This is a genomic window from Methanobrevibacter sp. UBA417, assembly GCF_002508845.1.
GTDB lineage: Archaea > Methanobacteriota > Methanobacteria > Methanobacteriales > Methanobacteriaceae > Methanobrevibacter_A > Methanobrevibacter_A acididurans.
Window position 1 is genome coordinate 89,096 of record NZ_DAZC01000024.1, and the last position, 16,385, is coordinate 105,480.

Annotated in this window: 24 protein-coding genes; 1 reads left to right on the forward strand and 23 read right to left on the reverse strand. The window is 28.5% G+C overall.

The features are described 5' to 3' along the window. The 23 genes from BP769_RS04125 to BP769_RS04235 all read right to left on the reverse strand — a co-directional run. Positions 1 to 233 (reverse strand): NAD-dependent epimerase/dehydratase family protein (locus BP769_RS04125; RefSeq protein ID WP_413862139.1); only part of this gene is annotated, 233 nt, incomplete at its 3' end. 303 nt (positions 234 to 536) lie between these two features. Continuing rightward, positions 537 to 1,172 (reverse strand): HPP family protein, encoded by a 636-nt coding sequence (locus BP769_RS04130; RefSeq protein WP_409197592.1) that lies wholly within the window; start codon positions 1,170 to 1,172, stop codon positions 537 to 539. 53 nt (positions 1,173 to 1,225) lie between these two features. Beyond that, positions 1,226 to 2,038, reverse strand: coding sequence for a 4Fe-4S binding protein (locus BP769_RS04135; RefSeq protein ID WP_409197593.1), 813 nt, complete (start codon positions 2,036 to 2,038; stop codon positions 1,226 to 1,228). A gap of 29 nt (positions 2,039 to 2,067) precedes the next feature. After that, a complete protein-coding gene (locus tag BP769_RS04140; RefSeq protein WP_409197594.1) occupies positions 2,068 to 3,105 on the reverse strand; it encodes a carbohydrate kinase family protein in 1,038 nt (345 codons plus the stop codon). 26 nt (positions 3,106 to 3,131) lie between these two features. Then, on the reverse strand, positions 3,132 to 4,022 hold the full coding sequence (locus BP769_RS04145) for a formylmethanofuran--tetrahydromethanopterin N-formyltransferase (protein ID WP_413824053.1): 891 nt from the start codon (positions 4,020 to 4,022) through the stop codon (positions 3,132 to 3,134). Between the two features lie 28 nt (positions 4,023 to 4,050). After that, positions 4,051 to 5,112 carry an HAD hydrolase family protein gene (locus BP769_RS04150; protein ID WP_409197596.1) on the reverse strand — a complete coding sequence of 354 codons (1,062 nt, stop codon included), beginning with the start codon at positions 5,110 to 5,112 and terminating at the stop codon, positions 4,051 to 4,053. A gap of 39 nt (positions 5,113 to 5,151) precedes the next feature. Then, complete coding sequence (locus BP769_RS04155; protein WP_413862141.1) at positions 5,152 to 6,516, reverse strand: 4Fe-4S binding protein; 1,365 nt, start codon at positions 6,514 to 6,516, stop codon at positions 5,152 to 5,154. Further along, entirely contained in the window at positions 6,517 to 7,578 is a 1,062-nt protein-coding gene (locus tag BP769_RS04160) for a 4Fe-4S binding protein (RefSeq protein WP_413824058.1), read from the reverse strand. A 43-nt stretch (positions 7,579 to 7,621) separates the two neighbouring features. Continuing rightward, entirely contained in the window at positions 7,622 to 8,737 is a 1,116-nt protein-coding gene (locus BP769_RS04165; RefSeq protein ID WP_413827598.1) for a nickel-dependent hydrogenase large subunit, read from the reverse strand. A gap of 31 nt (positions 8,738 to 8,768) precedes the next feature. Continuing rightward, entirely contained in the window at positions 8,769 to 9,224 is a 456-nt protein-coding gene (locus BP769_RS04170) for an NADH-quinone oxidoreductase subunit B family protein (protein ID WP_413824064.1), read from the reverse strand. 35 nt (positions 9,225 to 9,259) lie between these two features. Further along, complete coding sequence (locus BP769_RS04175; protein WP_413824067.1) at positions 9,260 to 9,655, reverse strand: DUF1959 family protein; 396 nt, start codon at positions 9,653 to 9,655, stop codon at positions 9,260 to 9,262. 52 nt (positions 9,656 to 9,707) lie between these two features. After that, positions 9,708 to 10,037: an energy-converting hydrogenase subunit EhaL family protein gene (locus tag BP769_RS04180; protein WP_413824070.1), complete on the reverse strand. Its 330-nt coding sequence runs from the start codon at positions 10,035 to 10,037 to the stop codon at positions 9,708 to 9,710. Between the two features lie 13 nt (positions 10,038 to 10,050). Further along, positions 10,051 to 10,320, reverse strand: coding sequence for a hypothetical protein (locus BP769_RS04185; RefSeq protein ID WP_409197603.1), 270 nt, complete (start codon positions 10,318 to 10,320; stop codon positions 10,051 to 10,053). Positions 10,321 to 10,363: 43 nt separating this feature from the next. Then, on the reverse strand, positions 10,364 to 11,224 hold the full coding sequence (locus BP769_RS04190) for a respiratory chain complex I subunit 1 family protein (RefSeq protein WP_413824072.1): 861 nt from the start codon (positions 11,222 to 11,224) through the stop codon (positions 10,364 to 10,366). Positions 11,225 to 11,261: 37 nt separating this feature from the next. Further along, positions 11,262 to 11,471 carry a DUF788 domain-containing protein gene (locus BP769_RS04195; RefSeq protein ID WP_413824074.1) on the reverse strand — a complete coding sequence of 70 codons (210 nt, stop codon included), beginning with the start codon at positions 11,469 to 11,471 and terminating at the stop codon, positions 11,262 to 11,264. Positions 11,472 to 11,481: 10 nt separating this feature from the next. Then, complete coding sequence (locus tag BP769_RS04200; RefSeq protein ID WP_409197606.1) at positions 11,482 to 12,162, reverse strand: hypothetical protein; 681 nt, start codon at positions 12,160 to 12,162, stop codon at positions 11,482 to 11,484. A 16-nt stretch (positions 12,163 to 12,178) separates the two neighbouring features. Beyond that, positions 12,179 to 12,850 (reverse strand): DUF2105 family protein, encoded by a 672-nt coding sequence (locus BP769_RS04205; RefSeq protein ID WP_413824076.1) that lies wholly within the window; start codon positions 12,848 to 12,850, stop codon positions 12,179 to 12,181. Further along, a complete protein-coding gene (locus tag BP769_RS04210; RefSeq protein ID WP_413824078.1) occupies positions 12,851 to 13,444 on the reverse strand; it encodes an EhaF family protein in 594 nt (197 codons plus the stop codon). Beyond that, positions 13,441 to 13,701, reverse strand: coding sequence for an EhaE family protein (locus tag BP769_RS04215; RefSeq protein ID WP_409197609.1), 261 nt, complete (start codon positions 13,699 to 13,701; stop codon positions 13,441 to 13,443). Before BP769_RS04215 ends, BP769_RS04210 begins: the two co-directional genes overlap by 4 nt. A 2-nt stretch (positions 13,702 to 13,703) precedes the next feature. Then, on the reverse strand, positions 13,704 to 13,973 hold the full coding sequence (locus BP769_RS04220) for a DUF2108 domain-containing protein (RefSeq protein ID WP_413824080.1): 270 nt from the start codon (positions 13,971 to 13,973) through the stop codon (positions 13,704 to 13,706). A 13-nt stretch (positions 13,974 to 13,986) separates the two neighbouring features. Further along, the gene (locus BP769_RS04225) at positions 13,987 to 14,259 is read right to left on the reverse strand and encodes a DUF2109 family protein (protein WP_413824084.1); all 273 of its coding nucleotides are present in this window, start codon (positions 14,257 to 14,259) and stop codon (positions 13,987 to 13,989) included. Between the two features lie 26 nt (positions 14,260 to 14,285). After that, on the reverse strand, positions 14,286 to 14,789 hold the full coding sequence (locus tag BP769_RS04230) for a hypothetical protein (protein ID WP_413824087.1): 504 nt from the start codon (positions 14,787 to 14,789) through the stop codon (positions 14,286 to 14,288). Beyond that, the gene (locus BP769_RS04235) at positions 14,789 to 15,109 is read right to left on the reverse strand and encodes an energy-converting hydrogenase A subunit A EhaA (protein WP_413862143.1); all 321 of its coding nucleotides are present in this window, start codon (positions 15,107 to 15,109) and stop codon (positions 14,789 to 14,791) included. Before BP769_RS04235 ends, BP769_RS04230 begins: the two co-directional genes overlap by 1 nt. Before the next feature lie 288 nt (positions 15,110 to 15,397). On the opposite strand from BP769_RS04235, the gene BP769_RS04240 reads away from it, so the two are divergent. After that, on the forward strand, positions 15,398 to 16,330 hold the full coding sequence (locus tag BP769_RS04240; protein WP_413824093.1) for an NAD-dependent epimerase/dehydratase family protein: 933 nt from the start codon (positions 15,398 to 15,400) through the stop codon (positions 16,328 to 16,330). Positions 16,331 to 16,385 lie beyond the last annotated feature (55 nt).

The window sequence follows — 16,385 nt, forward strand, 5'->3', positions numbered from 1 at the left end:
GGACTTTGTTTAAATACTCTTTTTAAGACTTCATCATCACGAATATCCCCTTCAATAAGTTCTATTTGATCATAATCAGGAACATTCCATTCATAAGCAGAAGACATATTATCTAAAATAATTACTTTTTCAGCATTTAATTCTGATAAAGCTTTTGTTAAGTTACTACCAACACATCCTGCTCCACCTGTCACAAGGACAGTTTTTCCTTCATATTCGTTATAAGTTCTCATAAAAATCAATTTTTAATTTATATTATTTATTATATATTGTCATAATTATTTATAAAATTTAATATTACTAATTAAATAAAATATTTTAAATTTAATAATTTTTTTATAAATTTTTTTAAAAAACCAAAAAGTTCATTATAAATTTTATTTTTTCAAAAATAGATTAGATTAAACAATACACTCCTCTAAATTTTCTATTTTTTTAAAAAAAATTTATTAAATTAAAATTCTTTTTGTTAATAATGAAAGCACTAAAAAAATTTATTTATCCTAAAAAAACTATTAAATGAAAATATGATAAATTTATTTTCGTGCTCTTCCAATTTTACGTGCTATAACTAGTTCACCTACACTAATTAAACCTGCAAAGAAATTTTCTAAACCACGTGTAGCCCAAATTGCTTCACCGAAAGTAGCTTTTTTAATGTTTTCTTCATACTCTTCAGGAGTTATTTTTATACCTGTTTGTTTAGTGGATACAACTGCTGAAGCTTCCATTAAATCTTGCCAATTTACGCCTTTTAAACTTTTTAACATTGCTTCATATAATTTATAAACTTTAATATCATATAAGTCACTGAAAGTTTTAATCATATCAAAAGATCTAATGATTCCTATTACTTGGTCCTCTTTATTTAAAACTGGAATACTTACAAGTTTACGATTAGTAGTTTCAATTACAGCTAAACGTGCTTGTTCTCCTTCATATATTGTCCATACTTCTTCAAATGAGTGCATTACTTCAGATACAATATCTTTATTTTCTCTTAAACCTCTTGTAATATCTAAACTTGTTACCCATCCTACTAATTTCATATCAGAATCAAGAATAGGGTAAGTGAATACTTTATGATCTTCCATGATTTTACTTACATCATTTATGGAATCATTAACAGTTCCATATATGAAATTTTTATCCATCATTTGTTTTGCTTTCATTATTAATTACCTCAAAAAATTTTTAAATTTAATTATTTATAAATTTTATACATCTACTCTATTGGTTTCATTTCTAATGCTCTTACAGGACACCGTATAGTGCACTCTTGACATCTAATACATTTATTATCTTGTAAAACCGCTTTACCATCAATTACTTTTATTGCTCCTGTAGGACAATTTTCTTCACATAAAAAGCATCCTACACATAAATCATCATCAACATGTATTTTATTATAAATTTGTACAGGTCCCACATAACGTTTTAAATTAATTACTTCTTGTGTACATAAATTAGCACAAGATCCACAACCTACACATAAATCTTCATTAATAAATGGATATTTATGTTCATCATCCATTTCAGGATATATTTTACCTGTTTTTTCTTCTATGTAAAGTTTAGATCTCATTTGTATAGCATCAGTAGGACAATATTTAGTACAAGTTCCACACATTATACAATTTTCCCTATTAAAACCTATTTCTTCCATTCTAACTATTCTATGAGGAACTTTAACTTCAGTTATATCATAAATTACATTTTCATTATTTATAACTTTAGTATTACCTTCTAATACATATATTGCTGAAATTGGACATGATTGGGCGCATATTTCACATTTCACACAATTATCTAAAATTTTTGCACGTATACCTGCATTCGATGAACGTATTGCATCTACAGGACATTCTTCAACACACAGATTACATCTAACACAACGTGGAGAAATATTAATATATTTATCAATATTATGATAATCATCAATATTGACTTTTAATTCTTTATTCTCATCCAAATCCACAGATTTAAGGACTATTTCCCGTTTTAATTCTTCAATGTCCTTTTTAAATCTAATTTCCATGTCCTTTACCTTCATTATATTTTATTAATTTATTTTAATAAAGCTTCAAATTCTTCTAAATCTTTTTTATTTGGAAGATTATTTAGACCTTTACCACTTATAGATAAAGATGCGACCCAATTACCTAATTTACATGAATTTTCTAAAGAATATTTATTTAAATAACCATATAAAAATCCTGCATTAAAACAATCTCCTGCAGCAGTAGTATCAACTACATCCACTTCATATGCAGGGATTTTTACTTCTTGTAAACTATTTATAGCATAAACACCTTTACTTCCGTTTTTAACAACTACTGTGTCTATACCTTCATCTAATAAATGAACACTAATATCTCTAAAAGTTAAATTATCTTCTTCTTTTAAATTAAATTTTTCACAAAAATAATCTTTAAATAATAACATTAACTCATTTTTATTTATTAAAAGTATATTGGTCCTTTGAAGTATTTTACGTAAACCATTAACTCCTTTTTTAACATATAACATTCCTGGATCAAAACTTAATATTACTGAATCATTTAATTTATCTAATAACTCATTTTGAGCATGAAAACTTTCACCTACAAAACTAGTATAATGTAAAATTTTTGTTTGATTTATAAAATAATGATTTAATTCACTAATAACTATATCATCGTTTACTCCAGGATCAACATATAAAGATCTAACACCATTTTTATCAACAAATCCTAAAACTTTCCCAGAATGACCTTCTTCAGCATAGATTAAATGGTTTAAGAATACTCCACTTTTTGCTAAATTCATTTCTAACATATCACCATCATCATCTGTTGCAATTTTACCAATATAAGATGTTGGTAATCCCAGTTTGGATAAAGCAATCATAGTATTAGCTGCTGATCCTCCTGGTGATGATGTTTCAGATTTAATAAATGTTTCTTCATCGGGACCTACGATTTCATCTACATAAAATAGTTTATCTAAATTTAAAGCTCCAAATCCTATGACTTTTACTTTTAAATCATCATCCATCACAACATCAGGTTTGGGCATATTTGTATCAGATCTTAAATATTGATTTTTATCTTCATTATTAGTCATGTGAATTTTACCTTTGTGTTATTTTTTTATTTTAAGATGTCTAACAAGTTAGTTGTATTATCGCCAAGTTTTCCTCCAAAATTACCTGCAGATATACGTAAAACTCCAGGTACTTCGAGTATTGCATCTACACTATTTTTTATTGCTAAATTTAATTGTTTTTGATTCACAGAATTTAAAACTATTTCAGGAATATAATTAACTCCATTAGGGACTTTAGATTCTTCACCTAATTTATTTTTTAATGAAGGACAGTAAGGATGATTTGAAGTTGGACCTATCCAAGGATAATTAGTTTCAGGTTTACTAGCAGCTGAACAAACTCCAAAAGGAGCAATTACTCCAGGAACATCCATAATTTCATCCATGATTAATTTTCCTGCTTCTAAAACAGCTTCTTTAGTTTCACAGAAATACCAATAATTTCCACCCATTATACCATCAGCATAACCAAATTTAGATTCGATTTGGAAGTCAGGTACTGCTATAGGAACATTAATCATTTCTCGATTATATTCATTTATTTCCCATTCAAAACCATCACCACAATGTCCTACATTTCTCATCATTTCAATGTAACCTTCAGGATTATTTGTTACATTAAACATTTTAGTGAAAGGTTTAACAAGTATATCTTGTCTAATTCTGTAAGATAATTCTACCTCAAATTTTTCGAGGTTATCTAAACCAAACCAGTATTGACAAATAGCACCTGGTCTTCCATCAGGTGTTGCACTTGGATCTACAAAAGATTCAACTCCTGCTTCAACTCTACCTATAACTGCACTTGGTGTTGAGGTAGAATCATAAGCAGCATTTCGAACTGTATCCCAATCTTCTGCAGTTATTAATGCTCTAATATATTTACCATTCATTGATTCAAAAAATGTATCTTCTACTTTATCTGTATAATCCATAAATATTTTACCTTCTATTAAATCTTTTTTAACCTAATCCACCAATATCTGTTCCTCGAATAGATTGTCTCATTTTCATACTTTCTTGGATTAAGTATTCTCTATTTTCATCGGTTATAATTTCTATTAAAGGTAGTGTTTTTCTTTGATATTCCTTATCAAATTTAACAACTAATTCCTCATCATTTAACATGATAAAAAATGCTTCTGCATGGCCTTTTTCAGAGTATCTTTGGACAAATTCACGAACATAATCATTATCGTAACGAGCATGTAAATCTACAAGTAAAGAAGTTACAATAGTATTATCACTAATAATTGCTATATCTGCTGCTTCAATAGCATAAGAATTACCATTAAATGCAATAGCAAGACCACCATTTTTTTTAGCAAATTCTAATGGCTCAACATCTGTTATACTGTCTCCCATATACATTAAATTGTTTGCAGGTAAATCTTCACGTTTAAGTATTCTTTTTACGGCTTGTCTTTTTCCTTCACCACCAACAGTATCAACAGTTTTTACTAAATCATAAATATCCATTTTTGGTAATTTGTCAAAGAAAATTTGATCTAATTTATGAAATTGATCTATATCTTGAGGATTTAATTTTAGTATATCATCATGAAATATTTTTAATTCTTGTTTATCCTTTTCATTAATAGGTATATTATCTAAATCTAAATGAGTATGAACAGTGTTATCATAAGGGAAATGAGTATTATCACATAAAGCTTGTATATATTGACCATAACTTGTACTTACAATAAATGAATGAACTTTATCCTTCACATAATTTAAAGTATTATCCGCACCATAAACTAAATTAACATTTTTTCTAGAATAATTTATTAAATCTTGATTATTTACATCATATGCTTTAAAAAATGGTGCTATTAATTTAAGTGTATCACCAGCATGATATCCAGGATGATTAGCTTCTACAAGACAATCATCATACTTACTTAAAATTTTGAAAAATTTTCCACCTTCAGGTATGAATTTTTCTGCAACTTCAAATGCATTATCATTTAAAGTTAATGGTCCCTCACAATCTGTTATAAATGATTTTCTAGAAATTTTTCTCAACTCCCCATTTTAGGTTTTAACATATTTAATAAAATATTTTTATTGGGTTACATGAATTTTTATTGCATTAACTGGACAAATGGATTCACATTCTCTACAATTAATACACTTACTCAAATCACATTCAATATTATCATTTATTAATTTTAAAGCATCTACAGGACATTTATTAACACATACCCCACATGCTTGACAATTATTTGATTCTATAGTGAATTTTCCATCACGTAAACCTTCAATATTTCGTCTACAGAAATATAATTTATCTTTATCTCCATCATAATAATCTTCAATTAAATTTATTGCATCGAAATTACAAACTTTCACACATTGACCACAATATACACAATTTTCTCCAATAATTATTGGATTAGGTAAATTATCCTCAATTGCATTTACAGGACATACTTCTAAACATAATCCACAACCAATACAATTGTTTTCATTAACTTTAATATTCCTATTAGGTGGATAGAATTGCACTAAATCACATACTCTATCAACAGTAATGTCTTCATTAGTATAAGAATTTAAATTATTTTTAAATGTATCAGTAACATTAATTCTTAGGAATTCTGAATCTGAAGCGGTTTTAACTTCATTACCTTTTAAATCCTCAAATTTCATACTCATTTCTTCAAGAACTGTGTCAACTTCTATAACATCTTCAGATAAAGCTAAAGAGTCCCTATCCAAAATTTCTTTACATAAATCTAATGATTTTAATCTATTATATATTTCAAAAGCATCATCTCTATTAGTGTAACTTATAGAACTAGAAGGACAAACACTCATACATTCTTCACAACGTGCACAATAAGAAGGATTTATATAAGGAAGATTATTAGTACCTACATTCATTGCTCCTTTTGAAGGACATATTCTAACACAAGTCATACATCCAATACAAGAATCTTGATGAACAATTATGGCATTTCCACCTTCTATAGCTTTAGGCAATATTTCACCATATTTTATTGCATCAGCCGGACATGATCTGAAACAAAAACCACAACCTATACATTTATCAGTATCAATTTCACTATGAAATTCACCATCACCTTCAGTAGTTAAATGAATTGCTCCAGTTTTACAAGCTTGTACACATGCCCCACAAGCTCTACATAATTTAGTATTTATATTTGGTGCATTTTCACGGATAGGGTCAGCTAATTTCTTATTTATTTTAATTGCATCATAAGGACAAATATTAGTACATAAGACACAACCAAAACAAGAATCTGATATTGTAACATTTTTAGTTTTTTTATCAATTGAAATTGCTTCAATAGGACAAACATTTAAACATGGTTTATCTTCACAGTACATACATTTACTGTAATCAATTTCCCAATCTACAGCAAAATCTCTTAAAGGTCTTGGTGTTTTTGTTAAAGATTCCATTTAATTGTCCTCCTCTTGAATTTCATTGTTTTGAATTGGTTTAAAATCATTACCTAAATCTGAAGGTTTGCATGTTATATTAATAATTTTTTCTTCTTTATCTAAATGATTTTTAGCTACGAAATATTTTATAACTCCAAATGGACAAGATTGATAACATATACTGCATCTTAAACATTTATTTTTATCCCTTACTATTGTGTCTTTTTCTTTATCAAATGTTATTGCTTCTGTTGGACAATCTGGAATGCACATTTGACATTTTTTACATTCATCAGATTCCCATGTTATAATTCGAATTGTTAAACGATCTACAGCATTTTCAACAGTATAGAAACATTCATCTTCATCATTTAAGTAGGATAATGCTTCATCCCAAAAATTAGATATAGGGAGTTTCAATTTTAAAAGTTTACCTTGTGGTAATTTGAGTAAATCAGCTTTATGATCATCTACATAGTTTTCTATGGTTTTAACCACTAAATTTATAACTTTTTTCTGTTCTTCAAGGTCATGAATATAAATTCCTTTCATGGCCCCTTTAACTGGACATACATCATGACATTTCCCACATTTAATACATTTAAGTTGATTTACTTTATAATAATCATTTTGAATGTTAATTGCATCAACTGGACATACATCATGACATTTCCCACAACTTATACATAAAAAATCATCAATCATGTACATTTTTTCTCTAGGTATGATTATGAATTCATCATGAATATTATGGTTTTCTCCGCAGTGTATTGTTTTAGGTTCACTTGGACATACTTCTGCACAGAATCCACAACGAATACATGCAGATTTATTGAATATTGGATATGTTAATCCTTCACCAGTTTTTGAATCAGTATCCCTTATAAGTTTTATTGCTGTAGGTGATGGGCATGATGCTGTGCATGATCCACAACCTATACAATTTTCTTTTATTATTGTTGGGAAATCTCTAAATCTGTCTGGTTTTTTTGCAATATCTTCATCAGATTTTGCATTTGCAAAACCTTCTATCCATGCTTTTTTTGCAAATTCATATAAATACCATATTACAGAAGTCATTTTATTATACCTTAATACTTATTTTTTTTTAATTAAATTCTATTTAAAACAAATCGTTAACTGTTGTTTTTCCAGTATTCACATCAACTACTACACGTTCAGCACATGCTAAACATGGATCTACAGAAGCATATGTGGTTACTGCATCTGCAACAGTTGCTACTCTTTTTAACATGAAATTTTCACATGAATCAATATTCATTATACTTGGAGTTCTTATACTTATATGTTTTATAAGATTTCCATTGGTTTCTATCATATAAGCTACTTCTCCACGAGGAGCTTCATTTCTCCAATCTTTATAACCTGAAACTACTTCTACAGGGATTCTTATATCCCCTTCTGGAATATTATCTATTGCTTGGTGTATAAGATCTAATGATTGAGTTACTTCATCGTAACGATTCATTGTTCTTGCGAAATTATCTCCTTCTTTTCGCCATATTGGTTTAAAATCAAAATAATCATGATATGTTGGATGTGGTTCACGGTAATCATGTTTTAATCCACTTGCTCTACCAATAGGACCTACTGCTCTGCCTTTTATTGCTTCTTCTCTTGTCATTACTCCAACATCTTTACAACGTAAACCAACTAGTGGTCCTTCTTCAAATAATCTTTTATGTATTTCAAAGTCTTTTTCTATATGGGATATTCTCTCTAGGATTGCATCTAAGTGTTCTTGTTTAGCATCCATTCTAACTCCACCTATTACATTCCAACCCATATTAACACGGTTACCGGTTAATAATTCTATTGCATCCATTGCATATTCTCTTAATCTTAAAACATCCATATATAATGTTTCATGATCCATTGTTTTGAAGAATGTTGAATTAGCTAGTAAATGTGATTGTACACGATCTAATTCATTAGTAATTACACGTAAATATTGTGCTCTTAAAGGTGCTTGAACTCCACAAATCTTTTCTATTGTTTCTGCAAATGTTTGAGTATGTTCATATGAACAAATTCCACAGACTCGTTCTGCTAAATAGATAGCTTTTTGCCAAGTTTTTCCTTCCATTATTTTTTCTATTCCACGATGAACATAACCATAATCAATTTCAGCATCAATTACTCTTTCCCCTTCAGTTTTTAGTTTTAATCTTAATGGTTCTTTTAATCCTGGATGTATTGGGCCAATTGGTAATATCATGAGAAAATTCCCTCCCTTTTAAACTTTTATTTTATTCATCATCTTTTTCATTCGCTCTAGCTTCCATTGCACCTGGTGCAACAGCTAATATGGCTTCTAATATTTCATTAGGTCTTGGAGGACAACCTGGTACTTCAGCAGCTATAGGTATGAAATCTGAAGCTGGTGCATTAACTGTTCCTCCTTCTTGGTTAAAAACATCCCCTGATTGAGGACAATTACCTATTGCAACTACAAGTTTTGGTTCTGGCATTTTAGTATATATTCTTCTTAAATTGTCTTTCCAATGATCTGTAACTGCACCAGTTAATAAGATTATATCCGCTTCACGAGGATTATTTTGAAGATATATTCCATATTGTTCTAAATCATATCTAGGAGAAGTTACGGCAACTAATTCCACATCACAACCGTTACAACCACCACAATTAACTATACAAACATGAATTGAAGTTTTCCTAAAAATGTTCTTTAGATTATTAAGCATTATACTTTCACTACCTATAAAATAAAATTTTTTTATTAATCAATATTATTCTTATTTAAAATTGCAAATAATTGGTTCCTACCTTCTTGCAATACTTTATCATAATCTTCTCCTTCAACTATTCTTTTAGATAAAGGAACTCTAATTTTATCTCCTTGTTCAACTGTAATCATTTCTAAAACTTCTATAAACCATTTAAGGTGTAAATCTGAATATAATTTTAGTAAAATTTCTTCATGATTAGCAGATTGAAAGGTTGCATGTAAATTATTAATATTACTCATATCTAAATTATTTACGAATAAATCATTTACTTCATCAATGGATACTTGGAATTCTTCACTTAAAGGACCAATTACATCTTTTTGCCATTGATAAGATTCTATTTCTCTCATTTTCAATTGACGCAATAACTTATCATCATTTGCCATAATCCTTAATCAACTCCTACATCCCTTTATTTTAATGAATTTATTATTAATTTTATATTATGAATATGTAATTTGTAATTATCCAGATTATCCCTGCAACGATTATTCCTATTACAGTTTCTTTCCTACCATAACCGGGTCTCATTCCCATAACAAAACCTATTAAAAGTAATGATATGGCTATTATTAATACAGATAATGTTTTTGAAAATAATGCAAAATTAAATAATAATACCCAACCTATTATTGCTGCAATTAATGCTACAATATCTATTTTTTGGATAATATATATTTCTCCATGCTTCTTATAACTTACAAGTAATCCTAAGACTGATCCTACAATGAAAGTTAATAAGTATAATAATAAAAATGTTACATCCATTTTTCTTTAACCTCTACATTACCTTATACATGTATAAAAATGATATTGCAACAATTATAATTGTTACAAAGAACATTATTTTCTCTAAATTCTCATTAAAGTGAGAAACTTTATCAGTATTACTCTTATACATTAATGGGAAAAAGAGACAACCTATGAATACTAAAGGCACACCTGATATTATACCATATTGTCCTTGGAAGATACATATTAAAGCTGAGCATAATGTAATCCCTAAGGCTACAATTGATGCTAGTAATAAAAAATCTTGTTCTTCTTTCATCTTTATCCTATCCCTTTTTTACCAATACTATATTTTTTTATAATTAAATTATTAACATTAAAACTGTACCTAAAGTACAAACAATTGCAATTGAAATTTGAGTCATTACTGAATGATTTGGATTTAACATTGGTGTTACTGCACTTATAAAACCCATTATAACAGTAATAATTATCATTCCAATAATTAAACCTAATAAACCTATAGGTCCACAGAACACAACAAGGAATACCCATAAAAGCATATACCATGCAACAGAATCTGTAAACATTATAAGCCCTCTTAACACACCAAAATGTTCAGTTTCAAAACCTGTAACTAAATCCTTAGCTTTAGTAATACAAAAAGGATTATATGGTGCTTTACTTAAAATTAAAGTTAAAAACATTATAGCTGCAAGAGGCATTGATACTATTAAAGGACCATGAATTGATTGATAACTAATTAAACTAGAAATATTTAAAGTCCCAGTTTTTAAGAAAACCAATGCAAGAACTGCAAATAATGGTAATTCTGCTGCTGCAGAGAAAACTGCTCTCACACAACTAAGTTTACCATATGGAGAACCACTACTACTTCCCGCATTATGCTCAACGATTTTATGAACTGCATAAATACCAAATATTATTAAAAGTGATCCTTTAAGAACAGGCCCTTCAATTACACCAGTTACCCACACTGCAGAAAATATTACAACAATCCCTATATACAATGGATATGTAGCAGTTTTTGGAAAACTAGTTTCCTTAAAGAAAAATTTGATACTATGGATTAAATCTTGTACAATTGGAGGGCCTGGCCTAAGCTGAACACGTGCCATAACCTTCCTATGTAATCCTAAAAGTAAACTTCCAAAGAGAAAAGCCACTAAGATATTCACTATAATATTTAGCATTAAATTCATTATCATTCACCCATAAAAATTTAGAAACCCATTTAAATTAATATCCTGTAAATGGTTCTTCTACTCTTTCCTCCACTTCGTCTTTTTTAGGTTTAGCCATATTAATTAAACCAAATGAAAATATGAATAATGGTATGCAAATAATTGCTAAAGCAATTGTAAGATATTCAGATGTGAAAAATCCAATAATTATACCTAATAAAGATGCTACACAAATTATATAACCCAATATTCTAACTTTATCCATAATTTCCACCTTAAATAACTTTAATCACTATTAATAATATTTCTATTGCTCTAATCATTATAAATAAACTACTTAAATGTATTATAAGTATAAATGGTGATCCTGGAGTTCTAAACATTTCAGCTTTAGTAGCGAAAAATGGTGCAATACCAGTTTCACCACAAACCCCTATAAACATTAACAATGCACCAAATATCATCATCGGAGTAGTATAAGTCATTTGAGATATTACTAATAAACTTAATGTACCTGTACTTGCAAGAATTAAACAAGCCCCACCAAATAAAGGTAAACTACATAAAGTAGCTATAATCCCATATTGATAAGCAGCATCCAATACACTTACTTGTTTTACAGCAGACACAATACCAATATTAACAATACCCACTAATGCCATGAATAAAGTAAAATTATACAAATCACCTGTAATCATAGCACCTGCAGTAGCAATACCACAAATAATTGCTAAGAACCTTCGTTGCTTAAATTCAGATAAACCAACACCAACACGAGTATCCTCTAACTTACCAAAACTAGCCTCAACTTGTGTTTCAGGACGACTAAAAGCAATTAAAACTGTGAATAATATTATAACTACAAACATAAATAAATGAAATGGATTGATATAAAAGACAATATCCCCTAAAGGTATTGTTCCTAAAATATTTCCACCTAAACTTTCAATAATCATATCCTTTTCATCTCACTTATTTCCTATTATACTCTTCTCGCATAAGAGTACCTATTAATCCCATCTTACTTGCAACTTTTAAGAGTAAACCAAATGCAGATAATAATAATGCTAATAACCATAATTTAGGTAATGCGAAGAAAATACAGAAACCTATAATCCATAAAGTCCAAGCAACACCACTAATACCACTAAGACCATTAATCACCCGAATCGGTAAACCTCTAGCTTTTCTACAGAAAATATAAAATACAATTCCAGCACCAGCTATAACCCCACCAGTAAATCCACTTAACCATACACCATAACCAATTAAAATTAATGAAATAAAGTTAGGAGCTGTAGTCATAATCTCAAAATCAGCAGTTAACGGTAAAGGTAAAAATGATGCTTTCTTATCCATCTTATGCATTTCACGAGAAAGAAGAATTTCACTAATAGCTAAAGTTTCAGCTAACTCCACAGTAAATCCAGGAAGGACCAATGCTTCAGCTAAATCTGTACCTAAAGCACCAACAACTAAAAGCATAGCTAATCCAACAATATCTGTTAAAATTAAAACTTGAATATCCCTTTTTTCAATAGCTATTCCAGTTAACCCAATAAAAGCTATAATAAGTGCAGTGTAAACTGCAGGTAAATACATATTAATAACTATTGGAGAGACTGTAGTAGGAATATAAACCATTTAATTATCCCTCCAATTTTGTTCTTCATGGGCTTTACGATTATTTTCATTAACCTGAGAAGATAAATTATCCCCAGAATTAATAGCCTTTTTCACATCTTCCTTGATAACTTCTTCATCATTTTTATGATTCATAGTGAAATTCAAAGCTAACCATGAAGCTATAATAAAAGCCATCATTAGAATACTGGATTCTAATATTGTATCAAAACCACGAGTATAATACAAGATTTCATCTATTAAACCACCAGGAGATGAATATATAGATGTACCAAAGTATTTACTAATAGTACTTACATACTGACTTATTGGAGTCATATAAGCCGTTATCATACCAATTTCCGGACTATTAGCTGGGTATTGAGCATGAACAATTCCAGGTTCTCCAAGTACTTGTCCTCCACGATCATAAGGAGCTAAAGGTAATCCTGCATCTACTTGAACTTGTGGTGCTGGACGAGTATATAATTGATTCTCATTTAAAGCCATTGGTACAAAAAATCCTATAAGTAAAAATAATGCCATGATTATAGCAAATAATCTAGGAATATTTTTCGGCTTAGCAAGTTGATTCCAAAGATTCCCTATCTTCATACATCAGCCCCCAATTCTTCTAAACGAGTAATAGCTCTAAATAATACAAGTGTAATTATCATAGTTGTAGCTATAAAAGTTATTATTGCAATTGTATGATTATAACTTAAAAATATTAAACTAACACCAATACTAGGAACCTCAGTATTAATAGTTCTCACAATAGGATCCTTAACTCCCGGACCCCAAACTACAGCTAAACTACCAACAATACATAAAACAATCCCTAAATAAAACCAAATTTGAAGATCAAACATTTCTATGATCCCTCCAAATTTCGATGTCTAATCTCATCAACCTTAATTATAGATAATAAAAATACAATAATAGATAACGGACTTAACAATGCCACTAAGAAAGCAATATCTAAGTATTGGAAAGCAACCATAGCAAGGAAAAATCCTGCATCTAATAAAGATAACATGATTAATTTATCTAATGGTTTTTTAAGTAGTATAACCCCAATTGTTCCAACTAATAATAATATTACAGCTATACTTGTTATATCAATAAAGTTTAAAGGATTCATTATTTATTCCCTCTTATCCATCCTCATTATCTAAGATTATTTCATTATCCAACTTTTTAAGTGAATATGCAATTGCATTACTACCTAATGTACTTGTAATAAAGAATGTTGCAGCTACAATAAAACCAAACATTGATTGAGCATATAAAGCAATAATTGCAGTAATACCAAAATCCACAACATTTAAGTATAATAATTTTTCAACTCGATTATTTGTAACAAGTGAGCGCAATGCCATTAAAATAATTATTATACCAATAATTGAAATGTATAATTCATTAGCCATTATCTTCTACAACCACATATTCTTTATTATAATTCATTTGTATATCTATTCATTTTTTTAGCTATTTTACCAAGGAATTTACTAGAATACTTATGATATAAACCTTGAATAAGCAGTATAGCTATCACTGCCCCACATATAAACATTTCTGGTGTTATTCCAATAAATGTTGAAAATATGAAAATTAAAACAGTCATTGTTAATGTACCAGTTGTTCCAGCATAACCAGGATCTGCACATAATCTGTTTCCTATAAAGACTATTAATGCTGCAATTAATCCTCCCTGAAATCCACAAACCATTACAGCTATAGAACTAATTAATGTTCCTGCAGATGCATCTGGAGAACATAAAATATTACCTTGGAAAAATCCACCAGATAAATCGCCTTTACGTTTTTCAATATCATGACCTACTATATCTGCTCCTTTTACTCCTGGTTGTTCAGGTAATCCGAAATAAGTATCTACAATAATAAAATTAATTAAAGAGATAATTGTCGCAAGTATTATTCCTACGAATATATTCATTATTCTACAACCTCCTGTGTTTCTGGAGGTTTAGGGAATAAGTAAAAGAAAAAATATTTTGTAAATACTGCAGAAATCACGCCAATTAGAACTGCTAAAACGATTCCATGATAAATCCATATGTATCCAAGTCTATAAAATATTGCTAAAAGACCTATAGCTATTATTGGTGTTGGAAAGATTGCACTCATGTTAAATGAGTATCTAATTGGTTTATCCGGTAACCAAGACAACCCTAATCCCTTAGCAATGATTACTGACACTATTATTGTGATTAAGTAACCAAAAAATAAATACATTTCATTACCTTGAATAAACATGATTCCTATTATATATTTTAGTATATAAATAAATTATGTCTTATATTAAAGCCAAAAATTATTTAAATAATAAAGAAATTTTTTTAACAAAAAATTAAATTATTTTATATTATAAAAATAGATTTTGAAATATTTTTATTTTTATAAATGTTTTTAAATAATTTTTTTATATTTAATCAATAATATTAATAAAAGATTAAAAACAATATAGTTTATTATATTAAAAATTAATTTTTATAATATTTTATTTTGTAATTATAATAAATTTTATTTGATAAGGTAATAAGAATGGAAAATAAAAATGTAATCGTGACAGGTGGTTTAGGATTTATTGGATCACATATAGTCGAAGAATTAGTGGAAAATAATAAAGTAACTGTTATAGATAATTTATCAAGTGGGAAAATGGAAAATCTAAATAATCCTAATCATCCTAATTTAAATATTATTAAAGGAGATTTAAATGATTTAGATTTAAAACCTATATTTGAAGGTAATGATTATATATTTCATTTAGCTGCAGCTGCTAGTGTACCGGGTAGTGTTGAAAATCCAAATTATACTCATGTTAATAATGTTGATACTACTGCTAAACTTTTAATTGCTGCAAAAGATAGTGAAATTAAGAAGATTGTTTTCTCTTCAAGTAGTGCAGTTTATGGTGAAAACCCAAATATGCCTCTTAAGGAAAATGAACCTTATATGCCAACTAGTCCTTATGCTGCATCTAAAGCTATTGGAGAAATTTATCTTAAATCTTTTACTGAATGTTATGGTTTAAACAGTACAGCTCTTAGATATTTTAATGTTTTTGGTCCTAAACAGGATGTTAATTCTCAATATGCAGCAGTTATTCCCAATTTTATTCATAGTATTATACATGGTGAACAACCTGTAATTTATGGTGACGGTGAACAAACCCGTGATTTTATATTTATTAAGGATATTGTTAAAGCTAATATTTGTGCTGCTGAATCTGATTATAATGGTATTGTTAATGTTGCTGCAGGTGAAGCTTTAACTATTAATGAATTATATTCTATTATTGCTGAAGTTTTAAATACTGATATTAAACCTGAATATCTTCCAGAACGTCCAGGAGATATTAAACATTCATTTGCTAATGTTGATAATATGAAGAATATTAATTTTAGTGTAGATAAATCTAAATTTAAACAACAGTTAGGTGAAACTGTTAAATGGTTTGAATCTCAATTATAAGTTTTTTTTGTTACTTTTATTACTTTACTTTTTTTATTTTACTATTTTTTTATTT